Source organism: Pseudomonas zhanjiangensis, assembly GCF_041027545.1.
Classification (GTDB): Bacteria; Pseudomonadota; Gammaproteobacteria; order Pseudomonadales; family Pseudomonadaceae; genus Aquipseudomonas; species Aquipseudomonas zhanjiangensis.
Genome location: NZ_JBFTEG010000010.1, coordinates 133,551 through 157,543 on the forward strand (window position 1 = coordinate 133,551; position 23,993 = coordinate 157,543).

Annotated in this window: 28 protein-coding genes and 1 pseudogene; 12 read left to right on the forward strand and 17 right to left on the reverse strand. The window is 64.5% G+C overall.

Annotated elements, in window-relative coordinates:
- Nucleotides 1-126: 126 nt before the first annotated feature.
- Both AB5S05_RS13815 and AB5S05_RS13820 read right to left on the reverse strand, forming a co-directional pair.
- Nucleotides 127-1,329 (reverse strand): patatin-like phospholipase family protein, encoded by a 1,203-nt coding sequence (locus tag AB5S05_RS13815; protein WP_369288104.1) that lies wholly within the window; start codon nucleotides 1,327-1,329, stop codon nucleotides 127-129.
- 78 nt (nucleotides 1,330-1,407) lie between these two features.
- Nucleotides 1,408-2,337 (reverse strand): lipid A biosynthesis lauroyl acyltransferase, encoded by a 930-nt coding sequence (locus tag AB5S05_RS13820; protein ID WP_369288105.1) that lies wholly within the window; start codon nucleotides 2,335-2,337, stop codon nucleotides 1,408-1,410.
- 133 nt (nucleotides 2,338-2,470) lie between these two features.
- Here AB5S05_RS13820 and minC point away from each other — a divergent pair, with 133 nt between their 5' ends.
- The 4 genes from minC (at nucleotide 2,471) to AB5S05_RS13840 (ending at nucleotide 5,070) form a co-directional block, all read left to right on the forward strand.
- The gene (minC, locus tag AB5S05_RS13825; protein ID WP_369288106.1) at nucleotides 2,471-3,211 is read left to right on the forward strand and encodes a septum site-determining protein MinC; all 741 of its coding nucleotides are present in this window, start codon (nucleotides 2,471-2,473) and stop codon (nucleotides 3,209-3,211) included.
- A 99-nt stretch (nucleotides 3,212-3,310) separates the two neighbouring features.
- Nucleotides 3,311-4,123, forward strand: a complete 813-nt coding sequence (gene minD, locus AB5S05_RS13830; RefSeq protein ID WP_369288107.1) for a septum site-determining protein MinD — start codon at nucleotides 3,311-3,313, stop codon at nucleotides 4,121-4,123.
- Nucleotides 4,123-4,377: a cell division topological specificity factor MinE gene (gene minE, locus AB5S05_RS13835; protein WP_021443221.1), complete on the forward strand. Its 255-nt coding sequence runs from the start codon at nucleotides 4,123-4,125 to the stop codon at nucleotides 4,375-4,377. Before minD ends, minE begins: the two co-directional genes overlap by 1 nt.
- A 57-nt stretch (nucleotides 4,378-4,434) precedes the next feature.
- Complete coding sequence (locus AB5S05_RS13840) at nucleotides 4,435-5,070, forward strand: RluA family pseudouridine synthase (RefSeq protein ID WP_369288108.1); 636 nt, start codon at nucleotides 4,435-4,437, stop codon at nucleotides 5,068-5,070.
- Between the two features lie 43 nt (nucleotides 5,071-5,113).
- On the opposite strand, the gene AB5S05_RS13845 is transcribed toward AB5S05_RS13840, so the two are convergent.
- The 7 genes from AB5S05_RS13845 to AB5S05_RS13875 all read right to left on the reverse strand — a co-directional run bounded on the left by AB5S05_RS13845 (nucleotide 5,114) and on the right by AB5S05_RS13875 (nucleotide 11,660).
- Nucleotides 5,114-5,446, reverse strand: a complete 333-nt coding sequence (locus AB5S05_RS13845; protein ID WP_369288109.1) for a Na+/H+ antiporter subunit G — start codon at nucleotides 5,444-5,446, stop codon at nucleotides 5,114-5,116.
- 10 nt (nucleotides 5,447-5,456) lie between these two features.
- Nucleotides 5,457-5,726, reverse strand: a complete 270-nt coding sequence (locus AB5S05_RS13850) for a K+/H+ antiporter subunit F (RefSeq protein WP_369288110.1) — start codon at nucleotides 5,724-5,726, stop codon at nucleotides 5,457-5,459.
- Nucleotides 5,711-6,214 (reverse strand): Na+/H+ antiporter subunit E, encoded by a 504-nt coding sequence (locus tag AB5S05_RS13855; protein ID WP_369288111.1) that lies wholly within the window; start codon nucleotides 6,212-6,214, stop codon nucleotides 5,711-5,713. Before AB5S05_RS13855 ends, AB5S05_RS13850 begins: the two co-directional genes overlap by 16 nt.
- Nucleotides 6,211-7,716, reverse strand: coding sequence for a monovalent cation/H+ antiporter subunit D (locus AB5S05_RS13860; RefSeq protein WP_369288112.1), 1,506 nt, complete (start codon nucleotides 7,714-7,716; stop codon nucleotides 6,211-6,213). The genes AB5S05_RS13855 and AB5S05_RS13860 overlap by 4 nt, the downstream gene beginning before the upstream one ends.
- Complete coding sequence (locus AB5S05_RS13865) at nucleotides 7,713-8,042, reverse strand: Na+/H+ antiporter subunit C (RefSeq protein WP_369288113.1); 330 nt, start codon at nucleotides 8,040-8,042, stop codon at nucleotides 7,713-7,715. Before AB5S05_RS13865 ends, AB5S05_RS13860 begins: the two co-directional genes overlap by 4 nt.
- A 1-nt stretch (nucleotide 8,043) precedes the next feature.
- The gene (locus AB5S05_RS13870) at nucleotides 8,044-10,836 is read right to left on the reverse strand and encodes a monovalent cation/H+ antiporter subunit A (RefSeq protein ID WP_369288114.1); all 2,793 of its coding nucleotides are present in this window, start codon (nucleotides 10,834-10,836) and stop codon (nucleotides 8,044-8,046) included.
- A 359-nt stretch (nucleotides 10,837-11,195) separates the two neighbouring features.
- A complete protein-coding gene (locus AB5S05_RS13875; protein WP_369288115.1) occupies nucleotides 11,196-11,660 on the reverse strand; it encodes an outer membrane lipoprotein in 465 nt (154 codons plus the stop codon).
- Between the two features lie 148 nt (nucleotides 11,661-11,808).
- On the opposite strand from AB5S05_RS13875, the gene AB5S05_RS13880 reads away from it, so the two are divergent.
- Complete coding sequence (locus AB5S05_RS13880; protein WP_369288116.1) at nucleotides 11,809-12,045, forward strand: hypothetical protein; 237 nt, start codon at nucleotides 11,809-11,811, stop codon at nucleotides 12,043-12,045.
- Between the two features lie 125 nt (nucleotides 12,046-12,170).
- On the opposite strand, the gene pdxH is transcribed toward AB5S05_RS13880, so the two are convergent.
- The 4 genes from pdxH to dinG all read right to left on the reverse strand — a co-directional run bounded on the left by pdxH (nucleotide 12,171) and on the right by dinG (nucleotide 17,001).
- Nucleotides 12,171-12,818: a pyridoxamine 5'-phosphate oxidase gene (gene pdxH, locus AB5S05_RS13885; RefSeq protein WP_369288117.1), complete on the reverse strand. Its 648-nt coding sequence runs from the start codon at nucleotides 12,816-12,818 to the stop codon at nucleotides 12,171-12,173.
- Between the two features lie 47 nt (nucleotides 12,819-12,865).
- Nucleotides 12,866-13,510, reverse strand: coding sequence for an OmpA family protein (locus AB5S05_RS13890; RefSeq protein ID WP_369288118.1), 645 nt, complete (start codon nucleotides 13,508-13,510; stop codon nucleotides 12,866-12,868).
- A 95-nt stretch (nucleotides 13,511-13,605) separates the two neighbouring features.
- The gene (locus AB5S05_RS13895) at nucleotides 13,606-14,751 is read right to left on the reverse strand and encodes a serine hydrolase domain-containing protein (RefSeq protein ID WP_369288119.1); all 1,146 of its coding nucleotides are present in this window, start codon (nucleotides 14,749-14,751) and stop codon (nucleotides 13,606-13,608) included.
- Between the two features lie 105 nt (nucleotides 14,752-14,856).
- On the reverse strand, nucleotides 14,857-17,001 hold the full coding sequence (gene dinG, locus AB5S05_RS13900; protein WP_369288120.1) for an ATP-dependent DNA helicase DinG: 2,145 nt from the start codon (nucleotides 16,999-17,001) through the stop codon (nucleotides 14,857-14,859).
- Nucleotides 17,002-17,112: 111 nt separating this feature from the next.
- On the opposite strand from dinG, the gene AB5S05_RS13905 reads away from it, so the two are divergent.
- A complete protein-coding gene (locus AB5S05_RS13905) occupies nucleotides 17,113-17,577 on the forward strand; it encodes a CopD family protein (protein WP_369288121.1) in 465 nt (154 codons plus the stop codon).
- 68 nt (nucleotides 17,578-17,645) lie between these two features.
- Here AB5S05_RS13905 and AB5S05_RS13910 read toward each other — a convergent pair whose 3' ends face one another.
- The 3 genes and pseudogenes from AB5S05_RS13910 to AB5S05_RS13920 all read right to left on the reverse strand — a co-directional run.
- The gene (locus AB5S05_RS13910; RefSeq protein ID WP_369288122.1) at nucleotides 17,646-17,987 is read right to left on the reverse strand and encodes a DUF1145 domain-containing protein; all 342 of its coding nucleotides are present in this window, start codon (nucleotides 17,985-17,987) and stop codon (nucleotides 17,646-17,648) included.
- A gap of 142 nt (nucleotides 17,988-18,129) precedes the next feature.
- Complete coding sequence (locus AB5S05_RS13915; protein WP_369288123.1) at nucleotides 18,130-18,867, reverse strand: PA1041 family peptidoglycan-binding anchor lipoprotein; 738 nt, start codon at nucleotides 18,865-18,867, stop codon at nucleotides 18,130-18,132.
- A 125-nt stretch (nucleotides 18,868-18,992) separates the two neighbouring features.
- Nucleotides 18,993-19,346, reverse strand: a pseudogene (locus AB5S05_RS13920) (OmpA family protein); the annotation flags it as partial.
- 439 nt (nucleotides 19,347-19,785) lie between these two features.
- On the opposite strand from AB5S05_RS13920, the gene AB5S05_RS13925 reads away from it, so the two are divergent.
- The 3 genes from AB5S05_RS13925 (at nucleotide 19,786) to AB5S05_RS13935 (ending at nucleotide 21,966) form a co-directional block, all read left to right on the forward strand.
- Nucleotides 19,786-20,283 (forward strand): DUF6231 family protein, encoded by a 498-nt coding sequence (locus tag AB5S05_RS13925; protein WP_369288124.1) that lies wholly within the window; start codon nucleotides 19,786-19,788, stop codon nucleotides 20,281-20,283.
- A gap of 4 nt (nucleotides 20,284-20,287) precedes the next feature.
- Complete coding sequence (locus AB5S05_RS13930) at nucleotides 20,288-20,764, forward strand: YchJ family protein (RefSeq protein ID WP_369288125.1); 477 nt, start codon at nucleotides 20,288-20,290, stop codon at nucleotides 20,762-20,764.
- Between the two features lie 71 nt (nucleotides 20,765-20,835).
- The gene (locus AB5S05_RS13935) at nucleotides 20,836-21,966 is read left to right on the forward strand and encodes a hypothetical protein (RefSeq protein ID WP_369288126.1); all 1,131 of its coding nucleotides are present in this window, start codon (nucleotides 20,836-20,838) and stop codon (nucleotides 21,964-21,966) included.
- 53 nt (nucleotides 21,967-22,019) lie between these two features.
- Here AB5S05_RS13935 and AB5S05_RS13940 read toward each other — a convergent pair whose 3' ends face one another.
- Nucleotides 22,020-22,577, reverse strand: coding sequence for a hypothetical protein (locus tag AB5S05_RS13940; protein WP_369288127.1), 558 nt, complete (start codon nucleotides 22,575-22,577; stop codon nucleotides 22,020-22,022).
- Nucleotides 22,578-22,689: 112 nt separating this feature from the next.
- Here AB5S05_RS13940 and AB5S05_RS13945 point away from each other — a divergent pair, with 112 nt between their 5' ends.
- Genes AB5S05_RS13945 through AB5S05_RS13955 form a run of 3 tightly spaced genes read left to right on the forward strand, consistent with a single transcriptional unit; the run spans nucleotide 22,690 to nucleotide 23,866 of the window.
- Nucleotides 22,690-23,187: an LEA/WHy family protein gene (locus AB5S05_RS13945; RefSeq protein ID WP_369288154.1), complete on the forward strand. Its 498-nt coding sequence runs from the start codon at nucleotides 22,690-22,692 to the stop codon at nucleotides 23,185-23,187.
- Between the two features lie 6 nt (nucleotides 23,188-23,193).
- A complete protein-coding gene (locus AB5S05_RS13950) occupies nucleotides 23,194-23,394 on the forward strand; it encodes an SEC-C metal-binding domain-containing protein (RefSeq protein ID WP_369288128.1) in 201 nt (66 codons plus the stop codon).
- 7 nt (nucleotides 23,395-23,401) lie between these two features.
- Nucleotides 23,402-23,866: a DUF2489 domain-containing protein gene (locus tag AB5S05_RS13955; protein WP_369288129.1), complete on the forward strand. Its 465-nt coding sequence runs from the start codon at nucleotides 23,402-23,404 to the stop codon at nucleotides 23,864-23,866.
- Nucleotides 23,867-23,993: the final 127 nt, after the last annotated feature.

Consider the following 23,993-nt stretch of genomic DNA (forward strand, 5'->3'; position numbering starts at 1 on the left):
GCGCTTTCGCAAATGCGACAGAAAGCGTCGGGAAGGCGCAGTTTAAACGCTGTTCGCTACCAAAGGGCACGCCCCAGGCAATTTAGCCACAAGCTGACTGGCGGGTCTTTCGCCACCTGTATCCGGCTAGGCTGGCGCTACCGAGGCCTGCGCCAGCGAAGGCCGGGCCAGACAGAGAAAGTCACTCAAAGCTTCTTTCTTCGCCATGGCATCCTGATAGCCCAGCTCGACCAGTTCGTTGCAGTAGCCCTGCTCGAACAACAGGTAGCTGAGCACCCCGGCACCACTCGCCTGGGTCGCCCCCGGCCCACGCAGGAACAGGCGCAGCACGGCCGGCAGCTCGCGGCGATGGCGGGCGGCGATCTCATCGAGCGGCTGACTGGGGGAAATCACCAGCACCTCCACCGGCTTGACCCCCAGGCCACGCGACTGGCGCTCCTCGGGGATCAGCCTGCTCATCAGATTGAGGCGCTCGAGCAGCTCGATATCGCTCTCCAGGCTGTCGATAAAGGCGCTGTTGAGCAGATGCCCGCCGATCTGCGCGAGGCTCGGCGGCAGCACGGCAGGAGGATGACCGAAGGCATTGTTGACCGGCTCACCCTGCGGGTTGTCGCTCACCCCGATCACCAGCACCCGCGTGGCCCCCAGGTGCAGGGCCGGGCTGATCGGCGCCGACTGGCGCATGGCGCCATCACCGAAGTACTCGCGATTGATCTTCACGGGCGGAAACATCAGCGGAATCGATGCGCTGGCCAGCAGGTGCTGCAACGACAGGCGCGTCGGCACGCCAACGCGCCTGTGCCGAAACCAGGGATCGATGGTGGCGCGCCCCTGATAGAAGGTCACCGCCTGCGCCGATTCGTAGCCGAATGCCGTCACCGCCACGGCGCGCAGGCGGCGCTGGCGCACCGCCGCGGAAATCCCGGAGAAATCCAGCTCGCGCTGCAGCAACTCGGCCAACGGCCGGCTGTCGAGCAGGGCCACCGGCAGCTGCCTGCCCAGGCCAAGCAGGCTGTGCCCGATAAAGCGACCGGCCTGGTGGAACACCCCGCGCCAGTCGCTGCGGTACACCTGATGGGTGCGAAAGCCTTGCCAGACGGCGGTCAGCCGGCGCACCGCCTCACCGAAATGCAAGGCGCCGCAGGCCAGACTCACCGCGTTGATCGCCCCCGCCGAGGTGCCGACGATGACCGGGAAGGGGTTTTCCGCGGCGTCGGGCAACAGGTCGGCGACGGCGGCCAACACCCCGACCTGATAGGCGGCTCGCGCCCCGCCCCCGGAAAGAATCAGCCCGGTGACAGGTTCGCTGGAGGTGGTTGAGGCCGTCATGCAGGGCTTCCGCTGGGTTTCTTGGCAAGTATAGGGAGGCGCTCGTCAACCGCCGCGATGGTCAGCACCTGCGGCCGGCTAGGCGCGCCGCTTCTTATACAGCTTGGCCTCACCGGGTGGCCGGGTCTTGAAGCGGCGGTGGGCCCAGAGATACTGTTCCGGGTGCTGACGAATCGCCGCCTCGATCCACTGGTTGATGCGCAGGCCATCGGCCTCCTCGCTGTCGCTGGGAAAGTCGGCCAGGGGCGGATGCACCGTCACCTTATAGCCGCTGCCATCGGCGAGACGAACCTGGGTAAAGGGAATCACCCGCGCCCGCCCCAGACGGGCGAACTTGCTGGTGGCCGTCACCGTCGCCGCCGGCACCCCGAACAGGGGCACGAAGATGCTGCGCTGGGCGCCGTAATCCTGATCCGGCGCGTACCAGACCACCGCGCCGGCGCGCAGCAGCTTGAGCATGCCGCGCACATCGTCGCGCTCGACCACGCCCAGCAGCCTCTGCTCGCGGCCGCGGCGCTGAACGAAGTCGAACAGCGGGTTCTTGTGCGGCCGATACATGCCATACATGCCCTGGCGCAGACCGAGCAGACCGCCGCCCATCTCCAGGGTGGTGAAATGCAGGGCCATCAGGATCACCCCCTGCCCCTCGGCCTGGGCCTGCTGCAAATGCTCCAGGCCATCGAACTGCCCCAGCTCCAGCAGGCGCTTTTGCGGCCACCACCAGCTGATCGCCATCTCGAAGAAGGTCATGCCGGTCGAGGCGAAGTTCTCGCGCAACAACTGCAGACGCTCGGCTGCCGACAGCTCGGGAAAACACAGCTCCAGGTTGCGCGCCGCGATCTGCCGGCGCGAGCGTGCCAGGCGCATCATCAGCGCCCCCAGCCAACGGCCCAGGCGCATCAGCACCGCGTAGGGCAGCAGAGACACCAGCCACAGCAGGCCAAGCCCCAGCCACAGCAGCCAGAAGCGCGGATGCAGGTAATAGGCTCGAAAACGGGGACGATCCATGGTTGATTCCGCACAAACGACAAGGCCGGGCATTCTACAGGACTCGGCTCGGCTTGCGGCCCACCGGCGATATCGCTATAAGTCCGGGCAACTTAAAAGACATGCCCACCCTACAAGGCGAACTAGGCAGACCATGAGCCAAGCCGACCTCCTCGACCAAGACCCCGTATTCCAGCTCAAGGGCAGCATGCTGGCCATCACCGTGATGGAGCTGGCCCACAACGACCTCGCGCGCCTCGATCAGCAACTGGCGGCGAAAGTCGCCCAGGCGCCGGGGTTCTTCAGCAATACCCCGCTGGTTCTGGCCCTGGACAAGCTGCCGCAGGACGAAGGCACCCTCGACCTCGCCGCCCTGATGGCCCTGTGCCGCCGCCATGGCCTGCGCACTCTCGCCGTGCGCGCCAACCGCGAAGACGACATTGCCGCCGCCGCAGCCCTGGACCTGCCTGTACTGCCGCCCTCCGGCGCCCGTGAGCGGGTGATTGATCCGGGCGCAGGCAGCAGCCCGGCGAAACCGCCGGAGAAACCGGCCGAACCCGAGGTCAGGCCGAGCAAGCTGATCACCAGCCCGGTGCGCGGCGGCCAGCAGGTCTATGCCCAGGGCGGCGACCTGATCGTCCTGGCCCCGGTCAGCGCCGGCGCGGAACTTCTCGCCGATGGCAACATCCATGTGTACGCACCGATGCGCGGCCGCGCCCTGGCCGGCATCAAGGGCAACGAGCAGGCGCGAATCTTCTGTCAGCAGATGGGCGCCGAACTGCTGTCGATCGCCGGTCACTACAAGACCGCCGAGGACCTGCGCCGCGACCCGCTGTGGGGCGAGGCCGTGCATGTCTGTCTGTCGGGTGACGTGTTGAACATCACCCGCCTTTAACGGATACTGCGGCCAAATTTCAGGGACACAAAAGGGCACTGGAAGCCTCGAGGGGCCTACAGTTTCCTGCTTTTATCTTCATATTTGGGGTGAATCACCTTGGCCAAGATCCTCGTAGTCACTTCCGGCAAGGGTGGCGTCGGTAAAACCACCACCAGCGCCGCCATCGGTACCGGCCTCGCCCTGCGCGGGCACAAGACCGTCATCGTCGACTTCGACGTCGGCCTGCGTAACCTCGACCTGATCATGGGCTGCGAACGCCGCGTGGTGTACGACTTCGTCAACGTGGTCAACGGCGAATCCACCCTGACCCAGGCCCTGATCAAGGACAAACGCCTGGAGAACCTCTACGTGCTGGCCGCCAGCCAGACCCGCGACAAGGACGCGCTGACCGTCGAGGGCGTGGAGAAGGTGATCAATGAACTGTCGCAGAACTTCGAGTACGTGGTCTGCGACTCGCCGGCCGGTATCGAGAAAGGCGCCCACCTGGCCATGTATTTCGCCGACGAGGCGATCGTGGTAACCAACCCCGAGGTCTCCTCGGTGCGCGACTCCGACCGCATGCTCGGGCTGCTGGCGAGCAAGTCGCGGCGCGCCGAGAAAGGCGAGGAGCCGATCAAGGAACACCTGCTGCTGACCCGCTACAACCCCGAGCGCGTGACCAAGGGCGAGATGCTCGGCGTGGAAGACGTCGAGGAGATCCTCGCCATCCGCCTGCTCGGCGTCATCCCCGAATCGCAGGCGGTGCTCAAGGCCTCCAACCAGGGCGTGCCGGTGATCCTCGATGACCAGAGCGACGCGGGCCAGGCCTACAGCGACGCCGTCGATCGCCTGCTCGGCAAGGAAGTTGCCCACCGCTTCCTCGACGTGCAGAAGAAAGGACTCATGCAACGCCTGTTTGGAGCGCGCTAATGAATATTTTCGACTTCTTTCGTGAACGCAAAAAAGAAACCCCGGCGTCCATCGCGAAAGAGCGTCTGCAGATCATCGTCGCCCACGAGCGCGGCCAACGCAGCCAGCCCGATTACCTGCCGGCCCTGCAGCAGGAGCTGGTCGAGGTGATTCGCAAGTACGTCAATATCGACTCGGACCAGGTCCAGGTCGCCCTGGAGAACCAGGGCAGCTGCTCGATCCTGGAACTGAACATCACCCTGCCGGATCGCTGATCCGCCCTGGGCACGTGGCGGCGGCTCAGGCCGCCGTTCGCATTTGTGGACCCCTGCATGCCGCTGACCAATATCCAGATCCTCCACCAGGACGACGCCCTGCTGGTGATCAACAAGCCCACCCTGCTGCTCTCGGTGCCCGGCCGCGCCGAGGACAACCGCGACTGCCTGGTCACCCGCCTGCAGGAAAACGGCTACCCCGAGGCGCGCATCGTCCACCGCCTGGACTGGGAAACCTCGGGACTCATCGTCCTGGCCCGGGACCCCGACAGCCACCGCGAGCTGTCCCGGCAGTTCCACGACCGCGAGACGGAGAAGGCCTACACCGCCCTGTGCTGGGGCCAGCCGGAGCAGGACAGCGGCAGCGTCGACCTGCCGCTGCGCTACGACCCGCCGACCAAACCACGCCACGTGGTCGACCATGACCTGGGCAAGCACGCCCTGACCTACTGGCGCATCCTCGAACGCTGCGGCGATCATTGCCGGGTCGAGCTGACGCCGATCACCGGGCGCTCGCACCAACTGCGTGTGCACATGCTGTCGATCGGCCACCCGCTGCTCGGCGACCGGCTGTACGCCCACGCACAGGCGCTGGCTGCCCACGAGCGCCTGTGCCTGCACGCCAGCATGCTCTGCCTGACCCACCCGCAGAGCGGCGAACGCCTGCGCTTCGAGTGCCCGGCGCCCTTCTAGCGGCTCATCAAAAGGGCCGCCACAGGCGCCCGCCCCGCTCCCGCTACTGCTCCCAGGGGCGCCCGCGGGTCTGCTCGCTCAGGCGCACCTTCTGCTGCAGCGCGGCCTTGGCCAGCATATGGGCGCTGACCGGCGCGGTAATGAACAGAAACAGGGTGATCAGCAGCTCGTGCAGGCTGATGCCCTCGGTGCTGTTGCCGAAGTAGATCATCGACGCGATGACCATGCCGCCGACCCCAAGGGTCGTCGACTTGGTCGGGCCATGCAGACGCATGAAGAAATCCGGCAGACGGTACAGACCGACCGCCCCGATCAGGGCGAACAGGCTGCCAAGCAGCAGGGACACGGCGACCAGCGCCTCGATCCAGGTATGCATAAGGACTCCTCTATTCGATGATGTCGCCGCGCAGCAGGTACTTGGCCACGGCCACGGTGCCGATGAAGCCCATCACCGCGATCAGCAGCGCCGCCTCGAAGTACAGCTTCGAATCCAGACCGATGCCGAGCAGCACCAGCAGCGCGATGGCGTTGATGTACAGGGTGTCCAGGGCGAGGATACGGTCGGGCAGGTCCGGCCCCTTGATCAGGCGCGCCAGGGTCAGCAGCAGGGCCAGGCCCATGATCGCCAGGCACAGGGGAATCACGTAGGCGAGCATGCGAACACCTCCAGCAATGGCGCTTCGTAGCGGGTCTTGATCTCGTGCACCAGACCGGCCTCATCGGCCACGTCCAGGCTGTGCACCAGCAGGGTCTTGCGATCGTCGCTGAGGTCGGCGGAAACGGTGCCGGGGGTCAGCGAGATGACGCTGGCGAGCATGGTCAGAGCCAATTCGTCTTCCAGCGCCAGCGGGATCTCGACGAAGGCCGGGCGCAGCTTGCTGCTCGGCCCGAGAATCAGCTTGGCCACCTGCAGGTTGGCAATGACGATGTCGCCGATCACCCGCAGCAGGAACAGGCACAGTTTCAACGGCCGCTGAATCTGCGGCGGATTGATCCAGAACCGCTGACTGACCAGCGGGATCAGCCAGCCCAACAGAGCCCCGAGCAACAAGTTACCGAGACCGAAGTCATTGACCAGCAGCAGCCAGACCAGCAGCAAACACGGGCTCAATAGCGGATGGGGCAGCCAACGTCGGGCCTTCATGCGCCACCTCCGGCTTGCAGGAGCTGCCGATAGGTCTGCAGGTCGTGCAGCTGGTCGACCGTCGCCTCGACATACTCCAGCACCGGCGCGGCCAGACCGACCAGCACGGGACTGAGCAACAACAGGCTGGCACAGGCGAACAGACGCCCATAATCCAGCTCGGCACTATCGAGCTGACTGCGCCCGACCCTCCAGAACAGGGTGCTGCCGGCGCGACTGAGGGCAATCAAGGTGGCCAGACCGCCGAGCAGCACCACCGGCCAAAGCAGCAGCGCCTGCGCGCCTGGTTCGACCGACCGCAGCAACAGCAGCTTGCCGAGAAAACCGGAAAGCGGCGGCAGCCCGGCCACGCCAATCGCCCCGAAAAAGAACAGGGCGCCGAGCAGGTGCGGGTTCTGCAGCTGCGGCCCCTGCACCAGATCGCTGGTCTTCACCCCACGCTGGCGGGCGATCAGGTCGGCCAGGAGGAACAGCCCACCGCCGATCCAGGTGCTGTGGATCAGGTAATACAGAGCCGCCGACTGCGCCTGCGGCGTGCCCAGGGCGATACCAGCCAGCAGGGTGCCGACCGAGACAACCACCAGGTAGGCAAACAGCCCATGCAGGCTGCGCGCCGCCAGCGCGCCGATGACGCCACAGGCAATGCTGAGCAGCGCCAGCGGCCAAAGCCAATCCTGCGCCATATTGGCCAAGCTGCCCGCCTCATCACCGAAGATCAGCGTATAGACGCGCAGGATCGAATACAGGCCAATCTTGGTCATGATCGCGAACAGGGCCGCCACCGGCGCCGTCGCCGAGGCATAGGCCCTGGGTAGCCAGAAATACAACGGCAGAAAGGCCGCCTTGAGGCCGAACACCACCAGCAGCAGCATGCCAGCGGCCCCCAGCAGCGGCGCCTGATCGGGTCCCGCCGCCGCCACCCGCACGGCCAGATCGGCCATGTTGAGGGTGCCGGCTATGCCATAGAGCACGCCGACCGCGATCAGGAAGAACGAGGAGCCGACCAGATTCAGGATCACGTAATGCAAGCCGGCGCGCACCCGCTCGGGGCCGCCGCCATGCAGCAGCAGCGAATAGGAGGCGATCAGCAGTATCTCGAAGAACACGAACAGGTTGAACAGGTCGCCGGTGAGGAAGGCGCCATTGATGCCCATCAACTGGAACTGGAACAGGGCGTGAAAGTTCCGCCCGCGCTCATCATCACCGCGCACCGCATAAAGCAAGGCAAAGAATGCCAGCACCGCGGTGACCATCAGCATGAGCGCGCTCAGCCGATCGAGCAGCAGGATGATGCCGAACGGCGGCTGCCAGCCCCCCAGCGCATAGACCTGCAACCCGCCCTGGTTCGCCTGCCCCAGCAACCAGAGGCACAACGGCAGCAGCAGGGTGGTGGCCAGCAGCGACAGGCCACGCTTGACCCGCCTATCCAGGCGCGCTGCGAACAGCAACAGGCTGCCGGTGAACATCGGCAACAGCACCGGCAGGATCAACGCATGATTCATCGCGAGGACTCCCGCCCATCGACGTGGTCGGAGCTGGTTTCACCGACGCTGCGCAGCGCCAGCACCACCACGAAGGCGGTCATGGCGAAGCCGATGACGATGGCGGTGAGCACCAGCGCCTGCGGCAAGGGGTCACCATACTCGGCACTCTTGCCGATCACCGAAGCCGCCCCGCTATGCAGCCGGCCCATGGCGAACAGGAACAGGTTGACCGCGTAGGAGATCAGCGTCAGGCCCATCACCACCGCAAAGGTGCGCCCGCGCAACAGCAGATAGACCCCACTGCCGGCCAGAATACCCAAGGCGACGGCAAACAATGCTTCCATTTCAGAGTACCTCTTGTCCGGCCTTTTCCTGGGTCAGCTTGCCCAGGTTGGCGAGTATCAGCAGGGTCGCGCCGACTACCGTCAGGTACACACCCAGGTCAAACAGCATGGCGCTGGCCAGTTCGATGTCGCCGATCAGCGGGATGTGCCAATGGCCGAAACTGGAGGTCAGGAACGGTCGCTCGAACAGCCAGCTGCCGAGGCCGGTGAATCCGGCGACCAGCACGCCGCACCCGGCGATACGGTGGTAGTTCAGCGGCAAGCGCGACTGGGTCCACTGCACGCCGCTGGCGACGTACTGCAGGATCAACGCCACCGCCGTGATCAAACCGGCGATAAAGCCGCCGCCCGGCAGGTTGTGACCGCGCAGGAAGGTAAACACCGAGATCAACAGCGCCATCGGCAACAGCACCCGCGACAGGGTGGCGAGGATCAGGGGGTGGCGGTCGCGCGCCCAGCTGCGCCCGGCCGTATCGACGCCCGGCTGGAATAGCTTCAGGCCATCGAGCATGGCGTAGATACCGACCCCGGCGATGGCCAGCACGCTGATCTCGCCCAGGGTATCGAAGCCGCGGAAATCCACCAGGATCACGTTGACCACGTTGGCACCACCGCCACCGGACAGGCTGTTGGCCAGGTAGTAGCCTGAAATACTGTCGTAGGGGCGAGTCAGCACGGCGAACACCAGAATCGCCACCATCACCCCACTGCCGACGGCCAGGACGAAATCGCGCAACCCCCTGATGCTGCTCGACTCGGCGCGGGTCTGTGCCGGCAGAAAGAACAACGCAAGCATCAGCAGGACGATGGTCACCACCTCCACCGACAACTGGGTCAGGGCCAGGTCCGGCGCCGAATAGCGGGCGAAGGCCAGGGCCACCATCAGGCCCACCACGCTGAGCATCAGCAGCGAGACCAGGCGCTGGCGGTGGAAGACCACCGTGGCCAAGGCTGCCAAGGCGAGAATCCCCAGCCCCAACGCGGCCATACCGTCGATCGGCGCCAGCGCCAGCGGGCCGGCAAGCTGCGGCAGCGGCCCCAGGCCGAGAATCACCACCACGAATGCCGAGCCCAGCAGCAGGCCCAGGTAGTGCTGCAACGAACCGCTCTCCAGGCGCCCGGTGACCGCCGCACAGCCGCGCGCCAACAGCACGACGCCGCGCTCGAACAGCAGCTTGGCGTCCATGCTCGGCAGCCCGACATACCAGCGAAACAACGGCTGACGACAGGAATAGACCAGCACCCCGCCGAGCAGGGCGATAACGCTCATCAGCAACGGCAGGTTGAAACCATGCCAGATCGCCAGGCTATAGACCGGCAATTCACCGCCGAGGCTGGCCGACGCCGCCGCGGCCAGCAGTGGCGCCACCGTATAGGCTGGCACTATGCCGACCAACAAGCAGAGGAACACCAGCACCTCCACCGGCACCTTCATGTAGCGCGGCGGTTCGTGGGGCGGGTATTTCGGCAGGTTGATCGGCTCGCCGTTGAAGAACACGTCATGGATGAAGCGCAGCGAATAAGCCACCGAGAACACCCCGCCCAGGGTCGCACCGGCGGGAATTACCCAGTTGAAACTCCCGAGCATGTGCAGGTTGAGGGTCTCGCTGAAGAACATTTCCTTGCTCAGGAAGCCATTGAGCAAGGGCACCCCGGCCATCGCCGAGGCCGCCACCATGGCCAACATCGCGGTGTGCGGCATGTATTTCCACATGCCGTTGATCCGCCGCATGTCACGGCTGCCGGTCTCGTGATCGATGATGCCCGCCGCCATGAACAACGACGCCTTGAAGGTCGCATGGTTGATGATATGGAACACCGCCGCTACCGCCGCCAGCCGCGTATCCAGGCCAAACAACAGGGTGATCAAGCCCAGGTGGCTGATGGTCGAATACGCCAGCAGCCCTTTCAGGTCATGCTGGAACAGGGCCATGGCGGCGCCCACCAGCAAGGTCACCAGGCCGGTGATGCTGACCAGGTAGAACCACCATTCCGAGCCGGCCAGCGCCGGGTACAGGCGGGCCAGCAGAAACACCCCGGCCTTGACCATGGTCGCCGAGTGCAGATAAGCCGATACCGGGGTCGGTGCCGCCATCGCGTGGGGCAACCAGAAATGAAAGGGAAACTGTGCCGACTTGGTGAACACGCCGAGCAGGACCAGCACCAGCGCCAGCGGATACAGCTCATGGGCACGTATCGCATAACCGGCCGCGAGCACCCTGGACAGCTCAAAGCTGCCGGCGATATGACCGAGCAGCAAGATGCCCGCCAACAGTGCCAGGCCTCCGCCGCCGGTGACGGCCAGGGCCATGCGGGCGCCCTTTCGCGCATCGGTACGGCCACTCCAGAAGCTGATCAGGAGGAACGACGACAGGCTGGTCAGCTCCCAGAACATCAGCATCAACAGCAGGTTTTCCGACAGCACCACGCCCAGCATGGCGCCCATGAACAGCAACAGGAAGGCGAAGAAACGGCCCATCGGCTCCTTCTTCGACAGGTAATAGCGGGCGTAGAGAATCACCAGCAGGCCGATGCCGAGGATCAGCAGGGAGAACAGGAATCCCAGGCCGTCGAGACGAAAGCTGAGGTTCAGTCCCAGGGCGGGCAGCCAGTCCAGCCGGATGCGCAGCACCTCACCGGCAAATACCCGAGATTGCTGCGACAGCAACAGTATCAAGGCCAACAAGGGTGCCAGAGCGGTCGCTACCGAACAGGCCGAGCGGCCGATCCGCTCCGCCAACAGCGGCAGGATCATTCCAATAAATGGCAAGGCGACTATCAGCGCAAGCGCCATATTACAAACCCCTTCTGCAAGCCCGCCGACTGCATCATGCCGACGGATAGCGTCCAAATCGCCATGCAAACGTGAAACGGTGACCGAATGCCTGTAACGGACTACCCGTTGCTTGCCTCACCGGGCCCCACCGTTCGCCAATGTGCCGGCTAAACCATTGCCGGCACAGCATAACTTGCCGATTATCCATATCTATCGGCGCTAGGTCATGAATAGAATTATTACCAAAACCTCCAGCCAGGCGCTCTCATTGACTCTAGCTGGCGCGCCTGCAAGGTGCCCGACGCTGCGGCGTATCGATTCGCACGCAAGAAAAAGCCGGATCGGCTGACGCCGACCCGGCCACAAACCGGTAGCTGCTAGTGGGTCACGCGACTGGTGCCGTTGACCGACATGATGCGCACACGCTCGCCCACGCGAAAGATCTGGTTGGCTTCGACCTCCTGAACGTAGGCGCGCAAAATGCCGTCATCCTCGCGCACGGTGATTTCCACACCCTGGGTGCGGGTCAAGCCCTCTTCGGCGGCCGCACCCAGCAGGCCGCCCGCGACCGCACCGATCACCGCCGCCACGGTACTACCGCGACCGCCGCCGACACCACTGCCGGCCACACCACCCACCACCGCACCCGCACCGGCGCCGATCGGGGTCTTGGTGCCTTCGATCTTCACCGGCCGCAGCGCCTCAATGGTGCCCATACGCACGGTCTGCACGCTACGCGCCTCGGCGCGCGAGTAAGTATCGCCGGTCAGGCTGGACGCGCAACCACCCAGGACCAGCGCCAACGCCGTAACAGCGGCAACCAACAAAACTGGCTTGTGCATCAGAACTACCTCCGTCTGCTAATGCCGATTATTAGACCGCGCAACAGCTGCTGGTGTCATCCAGAGCCCGGGAAAACTTCGCGCGACAACCCGTCCTGTTCATCGCAGGCGGGCTATCGGTTAGTCTGCGCAGGAGGAGGATTTACCCTTGGACTACTTCATCATCGCCAGCCTGACCATCGCCGGGTTGTATTTCCACTGGTGGCTGTATGTGCGCATCAAGCGCTGGGCCGACCGCGACCTGGCATTGTCGCTGGCAGGAAGCGACGTCGGGAAAAAGGACTATATGCTCAAATGCCTCGCCGAAGCCCGGGCCCGCAAGGTCAAGCGCGCGGAGCTGCAGCGCTGGCTGGAGCGCGCCGCCGCCGACTACCGGGCGCCCTGAGCCGAGCGCCTAACGCTATTGCCGCCAACCCGGCCCGACCGAAGAGCTCTCGCGCAGGCCGGTGACGCTGGGCACCATGCGCCCGACGAGCAACCAAGGCGACCGAAGCCGCCGCTCGATGCCCCTCAGGGCGCCAGGCGCTCACGGCACCACTGACCATCCTGCAGACGGTAATTCAGCCGATCATGCAGACGGCTGGCGCGACCCTGCCAGAATTCGATCCGCTCGGCCAGCAGCCGGTAGCCCCCCCAGTGCGGCGGACAATGCGGAGCCTGGTCGAGAAAGCGTTGCTCGATACTGGCCAACAAGTCCTCCAGCTCGGCGCGATCCTTGATGACCTGGCTCTGCGGCGAAGCCCAGGCGCCCAGGCGGCTACCCAGCGGGCGAACCTGAAAGTAGGCGTCCGATTCGGCAGCGCTGACCCGCTCGACCCGACCCTCGATGCGCACCTGGCGCTCCAGGCTCGGCCAGAAGAAGGTCATGGCCGCATAGGGCCTGTCCATCAATTCACGCCCCTTGGCGCTGTCGTAGTTGCTGAAGAAGGTGAAGCCGCGCTCATCCAGCCCCTTGAGCAACAGCACGCGAGCATGCGGGCGACCCTCGGCGTCGACGGTGGCCAGGGTCATCACATTGGGTTCGACCGGAGGCATTTCGGTCTTCACTGCATCGGCGAACCACTGCTGAAACAGGGGAAAGGGCTCGAGCGGCGCGTTCGCTTCGCTCAAGCCATCCCGAATATAGTCGCGGCGCATATCAGCCAGGGTGTGGAGCATGGCGATTCCCTCTGGAACGGAGACCGCCTAGCTTAACCGGGCCTCGCCTATTTGGCTTGATCTGCGACAACTACGCGCTTGGCCACAACCTGCTCGGCGGGGACGGGCTGGCTGAATTTGGCCAGCAGCGCACGCAGGGTCGGCTGCGGGGTCAGGATGATTTCCACACGACGATTGCGCGCCCGCCCCTGGGCGCTGTCATTGCTTGCCCGCGGCATGTTGGCCCCCATGCCTTGGACCATCAGGCGGTCCTGCTTGAGCCCGCTCAAGCGAAAGATCGCGGTAAAGGCACGCGCACGCTTGTCGCTCAGTTCGCGATTGAGCTCCAGGACACCGCTGCTGTCGGCATGGCCGAGCACCAGCACCGCCAGGGACTTGTCGCCCTCCACGACCTTGGCGACGCGACTGATCGGGCCGAGGGTCACCGGTAGCAGCATGTGCGGACGGTCCGGGTTGAAACTGCCCTGCACCGGCGCCGTGACCACCAGTACATCGTCGCGGCGCTCCAGCTCGAACAGGCTGTCCTTGATCGCCTCACGCAGCCGCGGCTCGTAGTCGTCCAGCCAGGCCGCCGAAATCTGCGGTTGGGCTTTGACCTTGGCCAGCGGCATCGGCTTGGTGTCTCTTTCAGCGCCAGCGCAGCCGGCAATCAGCAGACAGAAGGCCAGTGCGAGAGTCTTGTCAGCAAACATCGGATATCCACACGAAATCGGTCGGAAGAAACTGGCATTCGGCCACTGTTAAGCGAACTAAACAGCCAGGCTACGGGGAAATTGTAGCTTCACCTTTACAAACAATCCGCCAACACTCGCGCAAGTTTCTGCGCACGGGGGTCCATTAAGACGAACGGTCCTAGATTGTTGGTGACGAAGCCGAATGCCAGGTCGCGTTCGGGATCGGCGAAGCCGCTGGAGCCGCCCGCCCCCGGGTGGCCAAAGGCACGCGGACCCAGGCCATAGGTCGCATTGGCCAGCTGCGGCTGGTCGAGCATGCAGCCCAGGCCGAAGCGCGTGGAGGTCAGCAGGGTCTTGTCAAGGCCGATGCTGTGCTCCCGAGTCATCTCATCGAGCAACTCGCTCTCCAACAGGCGACCGTCGAGCAGGCCGCTGTAGAAACCGGCCAGGCTGCGGGCATTGCCGTGGCCATTGGCCGCCGGCTGCTGCATACGCCGCCACTCCGGCTTGTTGGTGCTGGTCATGATCGACGGAGGATTGGTGAACGAGCGCGTGCTCATCGCCGTCGGCTCGCTCATCATCACCTTGAGCAGGCGCTGCGCGGCCGCATCCCCCAGATTGCCCTTGCCGCGGGAGATGTTCGCCACTCGCTCGAACTCACCATCATCCAGGCCGATGTGAAAATCCAACGCCAGGGGCTTGGCGGCGCGCGCCACTATGACCTCTCCCGGGCCGCGCCCCTCGACACGCCGCAGCAGCTCACCGATCAGCCAGCCATAGGTGATAGGCGCATAGCCATGCCCCTCGCCGAGCGGCCACCAGGGCGTTTCGGCGGCCAGTGCCGCCGTCATCGCCGGCCAGTCATACAAGGCTTCGGCCGGCAGCATATCGCGCAGAGCCGGCAGGCCCGCCTGATGGCTGAGCAGCTGGCGCAGGGTGATCCTGTGCTTGCCGGCAATGGCGAATTCGGGCCAGTAGCGAACCACCGGAACGTCGAGCTCGAGCTTGCCTTCGCCGACCAACTGCAGGGCGGCAACCGCGGCGAACGGCTTGGTGCAGGAAAACAGGTTGGCAATGGTGTCGCTATGCCAGGGCTGGAGACCGTCCTTGTCCGCCATCCCGGCCCAGATATCCACCACGGTTTCGCCCGCCACCTGCACACAGAGCGCCGCACCGCGCTCCTGCGGATCCTCGAACAAGGCGGCGAAGGCCTCCTTGACAGCCTCGAACTGAAGGTCGAAATAGCCTTGAATCTGCACTGCTGGCTCCTAGGTCTGGCAATGGGTTGGCTGGCCGGCATTGTTCCAGCCCGCGGTCGAGTTGGGAACCGGACAGGCGCCGGTACCGGTCGCACGCCAGCAGATCTAGCCGATCTCCCGACGGAACGGCGGCAAGGCATTGAGAATCGCCTTGCCATAGCGCTGGGTCACCACGCGCCGGTCGAGCAGGGTGATGGTTCCACGATCCTCTTCGGTACGCAGCAGGCGGCCGCAGGCTTGCACCAGACGCAACGAAGCATCGGGCACGGAAATCTCCATGAAGGGGTTGCCGCCGCGGGCCTCGATCCATTCGGCCAGAGCGGCCTCGACCGGGTCATCCGGCACGGCGAAGGGAATCTTGGCGATCACCACATGCTCGCAGTAGGCCCCCGGCAGATCGACCCCCTCGGCAAAGCTGGCCAGGCCGAACAGCACGCTCTCCTCTCCGCCATCGACCCGTGCCTTGTGCTTGTTCAGGGTCTCCTGCTTGGACAGGTTACCCTGGATGAACACCCGCTTGCGCCAGTCGCGCTCGAGGCCATCGAACACCTCCTGCATCTGCTTGCGCGAGGAAAACAGCACCAGGGTGCCGCGCGAACCGGCCACCAGCCCGGGCAGCTCGCGGATGATGGCCGCCGTATGGTTCGCCGCTTCGCGTGGATCGGCATTCAGGTTGGGCACCCGCAATACGCCGGCATCGGCGTGGTGGAACGGACTGGGCACCACCGCGGTCACCGCCACTTTTGGCAGACCGGCACGCATCCGATAGCGATCGAAGGTGCCCAGCGCAGTGAGCGTGGCCGACGTCACCAGGGCGCCGTAGGCCACGTTCCACAGGTTGCGGCGCAGGGTCTCGGCCGCCAGGATCGGACTGGCATTGACCTCTATATCGAACAATGCACCGCTCTCGGCCAGGGTCAGCCAGCGCGCCATCGGCGGGCTGTCCTCGGGGTCTTCGGCGGTGAAGGCCAGCCACAACTCCCAGTTGCCCCGGGCACGCGCCAGCAGGCTGCCGAACAGTGGGTACCACTCCTCGGCCTGATGGCTGGCGATGCCGATGGCGGCTTCGCCGTCCATTGCTTCCTTGAGCTGTTCGGCGATCCCGGTGAACAGATCGGTCAGTTTGCTGAAGCCCTTCTTCAGTTCCAGGCCCAGCTCGCGCAGGTGCTCGGGCACCAGACCACCGACGAAACGATGACGGGGCCGCTCACGGCCCTCCATGTCCTCGCCGGGCCTGAATTCGGCGACCTGTTCGCAGGCGCTGAACATGAACTGCTGCTGGGTCTTGAGCTCTCGCGCCAGCTCCGGCACCTGCTCGATCAAGCGCCCCAGGTCACCGGGCAGCGGGTGCTGAGCCAACAGTTTGCTCAGGTTCTTGGCCGTCTGCTCGAGCCAGTCGGCGGTCGAGCGCAGCCGGGTGAAATGGGCGAAGTGGCCGATTGCCTTGTCCGGCAGGTGATGGCCTTCGTCGAACACATAGAGGGTCTCGCGGGGGTCCGGCAGCACCGCGCCCCCACCCAGCGCCAGATCGGCCAGGACCATGTCATGGTTGGTGACTATCACATCGACCTTGCCCATGCCTTCGCGCGCCTTGTAGAAGCTGCACTGCTGGAAGTTCGGGCAATGACGGCCGGTGCATTGACTGTGGTCGGTGGTCAGGCGCGCCCAGTCGGCGTCGGCCAGTTCCTGGGGCCAGCTGTCGCGATCGCCGTCCCATTTATTGCCGGCAAGCTTCTCGATCATGCTGCCGAACAGCTTCTGGCTCTGCTCGTCGACGTCGATCCTAAAACCTTCTTCCTCGAACAACTGGGCCGTCGCGCTTTGCGCCTGACCCTCCTGCAGCAACAAGTCGAGCTTGGACAGGCACAGGTAACGACCGCGCCCCTTGGCCAAGGCGAAGCTGAAACTCAGGCCGCTGTTGCGCATCAGATCGGGCAGGTCCTTGTGCACAATCTGTTCCTGCAAGGCCACGGTTGCCGTGGCGATCACCAGGCGCTTGCCGGCGGCCTTGGCCGTGGGTATCGCCGCCAGGCTGTAGGCCACGGTCTTGCCGGTGCCGGTTCCGGCCTCCACCGCCACCACCGCCGGCTCACCCTCGCGCCGGCCTTCGCCGTCGGCCTTTATCGCCCCCAGGACCTTGGCGACTTCGGCGATCATCAGGCGCTGGCCATAACGCGGCTTGAGCGCCTTGGCTTCGAGAAAGCGGGAATAGGCACCCTGGATCTGGGACTTGAGTTCTGGACTGAGCATGATGATCTGGGCGCAAAAAGGCTGGATAAATTTTCAGTGTTTGTAATCGGCCGCTATCATAACGCGCTAAACGATACCGCGCAGAACCGCTTGCCTGACTGGAGTACTCGCATGACCCCCTATGCCATGACCTACGCCCTGCACCTGCTCGCCGCCCTCGTCTGGGTCGGCGGCATGTTCTTCGCCTGGATGGTTCTTCGTCCCGCGGCCGTTAGCACTCTCGAGGCCCCGGCTCGACTGCAGCTGTGGCTCGAGGTCTTGCGCCGTTTCTTCCAGTGGGTGTGGGGAGCGGTGCTGATATTGCCTATCACCGGCGTGGGCCTGCTCCATTTGCACTTCGCCGGCTTCGACAGTGCGCCACGCTACGTGCACGTGATGATGGGCCTGTATATCGCCATGCTGGCTCTGTTTCTGCGGGTGCAGGTGCTCTTGCTGCCGGAACTGCGCCGCGCTGTCAGCAGCGAAGATTGGCCTGGTGGCGGCGCCGTGCTCGGGCAGATTCGCCGCTGGGTGGGCATCAACCTGCTCCTCGGCCTGCTGCTGGTGAGCGTTGCAGGCAGCCGCCCCGGGTTCTGAATCGCCAAGCGGCGCGGCTATGCCTCACCGGATGCTCGCCTGCCGGCCGCTGCCCAGGCGAGCGCCTTTCAATCGATCAGCGGCGCGGACTGCGCCTGCGCGCCGTAGGCCCCCTCGGCTGCCAACGACTCACCCTCGGGTAGCGCCTGAGCAGCGGGTGCCCGAGGCAGCGTCAGCGCGTAGAACACACCGAAGAGCAGAACCTGAGCGCGTGCCAGCCCGGGCTGCCGACAATCGCCGATTCGATCGGCGAACAGCCACAACTCGACGCAGTGAATCAACAGCACAATGCCACAGGCCAGATTCAGCAGTGCCGCGAAGGGTTGCGCCAACGGCTCGACCAGGTTGACCAGGATCACGCCCCAGAATACCGCGGCCAGTAGCTTGCCCGCGACCAAGAGTCTATTCATGCAATCCTCCAACACCTATGGTTGCGCCGCACCTTAGCGGTTTTACGCAAGAGCAACCAGCCGACAAGCAAAAACGGCGACGGGAACCTACTCCCGTCGCCGCCTTCAGGGTTGATTGGTGCTCGAATCGACAGGGATCCGATCAGGGCCGTGCTTCGACCTCCGCCTCGACCCGCCGATTGATCGCACGGCCGGCATCGGTGGTGTTGTCCGCCACCGGTCTGGACTCACCGTACCCCACCGACGAAATCCTGCTGGACTCGATGCCATGCTGATTGACCAGCACGTCGCGCACGGCATTGGCGCGGCGCTCGGACAACCGCTGGTTATAGGCATCGGTGCCGATCCAGTCGGTATGCCCCTCGACCGTAGTGGTGGTCTGCGGGTACTGCTTCATGAAATCGGCCAGACTCTTGATGTCATCCTGGCTATCTTCCTTGACCACCGCCTTGTCGAAATCGAACTTCACATCCAACTCGACACGCACCGGCTCGACGGCCATCTCGGGCTCGGGCTCCATCATCGGCTCGCTGCTCGGGTACTCCTTGAGCGGGCAGCCGTTGTGATGGACAGGTGTATTGGCCGGGGTTCCGGGGCAGCGATCGCGCCGATCGAAAACCCCATCGCCGTCTTCGTCGCCATCCTGGGCATAGCAGATCAGGGTGCCGATGACCGCTCCGGCTACCGCCCCCCCCGCCGCCCAACTTGAACTCTCGATGGCGCCCAGGCCGCCGCCGGCCAGGCCACCAATCGCTGTGCACAGGGGCCAGTTCCCCTGGTTGAGCGGCGCACTTCCCGTACTGGAAGTCGACACGCAACCGGAAAGAACACTGCTGACCAAGAGAAGGGGTGCACCAACCCTGAACAGGTTAGACCTCATGGTGAATCTCCTGTGTCACCGAGCAACTGCCGGCAGCCTTTGGGTAAAACGCCGGCAATTGAACTCTTCAATCCAGGCCCGCATCGTGGCACGTTGCCCCCATGATGCGAGCCCAGCACCTGGCGCTAGGGCTGTGCCTCGACTTCTGCTTCCACTCGGCGATTGATCGCACGACCAGCAGGCGTGGCGTTGTCGGCAACCGGTCGCGACTCACCATAACCGACCGCATTGACCCGATCGCCGCCGACACCGTATTGATTGACCAGAACGTCGCGCACGGCGTTGGCCCGGCGCTCGGACAAGCCCTGGTTGTAGGCATCGGTTCCGATGGAGTCGGTATGCCCCTCGAGCACCGCGTTGGTTTGCGGATACTGCTTCATGAAGTCCGCCAGGTTCTTGATGTCGCCATAGCTCTCTTCCTTGACCTTGGCCTTGTCGAAATCGAATTTGACGTCCAGTTCGACGCGCACGGGTTCGGCAGGCTCGGCCATGACGGGTTCTTCCATCATCACTTCCTCGACCATCGCCATTTCCTGCGCCTCGGCGCCATGCACCCAGCAGTAGGCTGCCGCCATGCCGGCACCGACTGCCGCACCGCCAGCTGCCCAGGTCGAGCTCTCGATGGCCCCCAGCGCAGCCCCACCGACACCGCCGACGGCCGCACAGGTCGGCCAGTCACTCTTCTGCAAGCCTGCACAACCAGTCAGCAAGCCGCTCGCCAGGATCAGGGGTACTGCAGTCCTCATGATGCTCATAAACAAGTCTCCTGTAGATAATCGGCCCAGAACCGACACATATGGATTAAAGACGGCAGTTCTATATTCCGCCAGATTGATGCGAATACTCTGCCTCCGCCCATTCGCTCTAGGCCGGCAGACGACGGCGCGTTAGTCTTTCAACTCCGATCGAGGAATTTCGATGTCTGAGCGCGCCCCTTCCCGCACCCCACAACAAGCCCTGGCAGCCTTGCTGGAGCGCTATGCGCCGCAGCGCCTGCTGGTCATCGGCGCCAGCGATCTGCCGGCGCTTCGCGCTTTCCAGGCAGCGCATGGCAACTGCCAGGTAGCCCATGCACCTGCCGGCAGCCTGCCGCCGGAACTGGCGACCCAGCGCTTCGACCTGGCCCTGCTGGTCGATTGCCTCGAACACCTGCCCAAACGCGTCGGCCTGGAGTTGCTGGGCGGTATTCGCAACCTGAATGCCAGCCGCCTGGCGGTGCTGGTCGACCTGCAGGCATGCGAATGGCAGGACACCGACTTCTTCGCCCTGGCCCTGCAGGCCAGCGAACGTTTTCAGCGCGACCAGCAGACCCTCAGCCTGTTCACCTATGACCTGCTCGACTACAAGCAGGTACCGGACTGGCTGAATGCCAAGTTCTGGGCCAATCCAGAAAATTTCGGCAAATACTGGTGGTAGACGCATGAACCCAGCCACTCTCGACTGCCCCTGCGGCAGCGGCGAAAAACTGCCTGACTGCTGCGGCCGCTACCATGCCGGCACCGCGGCGCCCGACGCCCAGGCCTTGATGCGCTCACGCTACAGCGCCTATGCCTTGGGACTGATCGACTACTTGCTGGCGACCACCCTGCCGGCCCAACAAGCGGGCCTGGACCGCGAGGCCATCAAGCGCTGGAGCACGCAGAGCCAGTGGCTGGGCCTGCAGGTCGAAAGCAGCGAAGAGCTGGACGGCCAGCCGCCGCATGCACGGGTGACCTTTACCGCGCACTGGCGCGACAACGATGGTGAACACCACCATCGTGAACGCTCCGCGTTCGTCCAGCGCGACAACCACTGGTACTTCATCGACCCAACCGTTAGCTTGAATCCCGGCCGCAACGATCCCTGCCCCTGCGGCAGTGGGCAGAAGCTCAAGAGATGCTGCGCGACCTATTTCTAGCAACGCCCGACTCGGGCTCGATCGGAGTACCGGCCGGCGCGCCATGACAAGCGAACCACAAGGAGCGACACATGCGACATGGAATTTGGCTTGGCGGCACCCTGAGCCTGCTGACCTTCGCGGCCCACGCCCAGGCGGACGCCCAGCTTGCCCTAGGCAGCAGGGCCCGGGTCAGCCAGTTGTTTGCCTACCCCAACAACTGCAGCGCCATCTGCTACCGCGACTGGAGCCTGGAACAGACAGTCGAGCATTATCTGAAGCAAAGCGTACAGCGCGACGGCTACAGCAATGCCCAGGTCAGCGTCAGCAGCAAGGACGGTCAGCTCCACGCCACCATCAGCGGAGTGCCAGACGGCTACGGCCAGCCACTCGAGCAACTGCTGGCGTCCGGCGACCTGGCCTATCAGGGCGCGAGCAAGCTCAACGCCGAGGGCAAATGGCAGTACAACTGGTATTTCTTCCTGCCACTGGGCATGGCCCTGGAAAACCGTCGCAGCGTCGAACTGTTGCACTTCCCGCCGGACTATTCGCTGACCCAGGCGCAGGACTACCTGGAGTCCAAGACCACCGACCGCTGGGCCGAGCTGCTCACACAAAACGGCGTACCGCCAGAGCAGACGCCGGCCTACCAGACCATTATCGACATTGCCCCGATTGCCGCCCCGGCCAGCGCCGGCGGCTCGCTGGAAGATACCTACAGCTATTTCCAGGCCTATCAGACCAGCATGGTGGCGCAGCTGACCGCCAACAAGCAGAGCACGGCCCCGTCACTGCCAATGGTCGCCTTCGGTAGCCCGGTACGCGACTGGGTGAATCAACAGTATGGGGTCAATCTCAAGGTGCTCGGCCTCGACCAGATAACGCCTGCCCCCGGGCGCACCGTGGCGGTACTGGGCAGCAACCACCCCAGCTATATCTGGTATGCGGCCGATCCCGAGAACCATGACGGCGACCAGAGCAAAGCCGACCAGGCCGGGATCAAGGTCATGGGCCAGGACATCTCGGCGGCCTGCTGGCAGGCCAGCATGGGCCGCGATCCGGGGGCAGACGCCGCCACCACCCTGCACAGCTGCACGCAAAAATGGCAGGTGGCCGACCAGCAGCAGACCTGCCAGCTGTTCTATACCTCGATTCGCGACCTGACACCGGCTCAGGCCCAGGCCAAGTGCGCAGCCAGCGAGCAAACGGCAGCCGGCACCTGAATCGCGAAGTCGTGGATACAGCGAGGCCCGCTTCACGCGGGCCCCGATTGCCGTCACTCCTGCAGTTTCAGGTGCGATACGTCCGGTGGTGGCGCGGCCGGCGCGGCCTTGGCCTGCCCCATATCGCTGCCAGCAGGCGCCAGGCTGAACTGCGACAGATCCAACGCCGGTGCCGCCGGCTCCGGCTTGTCGTCCTGCAGGTCGTTGCCGAGCGGGGCGATACCAAAATCCGGCGCCTGCACCTCACTGAACGCCGCCATGTATTCGTCTCGCGGCACGACCTCGAGACGCCCGCGGACCGCTTCCTCGGCCGCAGCGGTCGGTGCATCCCGGCCCACATCTGCGCCGGGCGGGGTAGCCAACTCGATCTCCTCGACATCGCACGGCATCGCCCGCACCTCGACCACGGCGCCGGCGCGCAGCAGGGTGGAGCGGTATTTTTCCGCGCCAGCGGCATCCAGATTGCTCTTGATCACGATACGCCGGCCCGACAGCAACAAGGCGACTCGCTCGGCGTCGGCCTGGAACAACCTGGCCAGATTGGCCTTCACCGCCTCCAACTGGGCGCCTGGCGCCAACTGGCCGGCAAAGGCAATCTCATAGCGATCCATGGTCACACTCCTGTTCTAAACAACCTGCAGTATGGCGCAGGTTTTTTTCCAGCCACAACACGTTGCAGCCGGCTCGCTGCTTGCTACACTGTGGCGTCCTTCGGAGTATGAAATGTTTTATCAGGCGCAAACGATAAGAATTCTTAGCCTATTGATGTTTTTCGGTCTGCTTTCAGGCCTTGCCGGTTGCTCTTCCTGGATGGCGGGCGACCTCAAAGACCCGGATGTACGCCTAGTCAACGTCGACGTGGTCAGAGCCAAGCTCCTCGAGCAGCGCTTCGTCCTACGCTTTCGCATCGACAACCCCAATAGCATCAGCCTGCCCATTCGCGGCCTCGACTACACGGTCTATCTCAACGACGTGAAACTGGCCGACGGCACCTCCGACAGCAGCTTCAGCGTACCGGCCCATGGCCGCCACGAGTTCGAGGTACCGGTGCGCACCAACCTCTGGCGCCACATGCGCCAGATCGTCAAGGCCCTCGAGGAACCGGAAGAGCCGATTCGCTACCGCCTGATCGGAGTGGTGAAAACCGGCATGTTCTTCGGGCGCAGCGTGCACATGTCGCGCAATGGCGAGATAATCCCCGGCGATTTAATCCCTGAGTAAGCCTCCATGAACCAACAGCACGTCCACGGCCCCGACTGCAACCATGACCATGACCATGACCATGACCATGACCACGGACACGTGCATGGCCCGCACTGCAACCACGAACATCAGGAACCGGTGCGCAATGCCCTGAAGGATGTCGGCCGCAACGACCCCTGCCCATGCGGCAGCCAGAAGAAGTTCAAGAAATGCCACGGCGCCTGACCCCGCAATGACCGGACTGACCCTGGCGGCCCTCCTGGCTGGGGGGCTGTTGATCCTGGCCCTCGCCGGCTACGCCCTGCACCTGTGGCGGCGTGTCTGGGCGCAGCAGCGCGACCAGGCGCAGGTCGAGCAGGAACGCCATGAGCGCCTGGGCGGCGACCTGCAGATCCTCGCCAGCAGCCTGCTCGACGGCCAGCTGCCACTGATCGAGGGCGCCATCAGAATCAAGGTACTGCTCGACAACTACGACAGCAGCCTGAGCCAGGACAGCCGCTGCCAGGTGTTCCACCTGCTCTTCGAGGCCACCGCCCAGGTGCCTACTCACGGCGACTGGAAGGCCCTGGACAAGAGCGTGCGGCGCCAACACGAAAGGCACTTCAATGAGCTGGAGTTGCAGCACAAGGCCGCCGCACGCAGCGCTGCTCGCTGGCTGCTCGAAGAAGCCTTGGCGCCGGCGCGCAAACGCGCCTGAGCCTCTTGCCAGGCGCCTTGCCGCTCTCTACCTTTAGCCGCCAATATACCCTGGGCCGACACCGCGTCGACGTGAGCGGACGCCCGGCTTGCTAGGCTCTTGAGCAGTACTGCTTCCACGCCCCCAT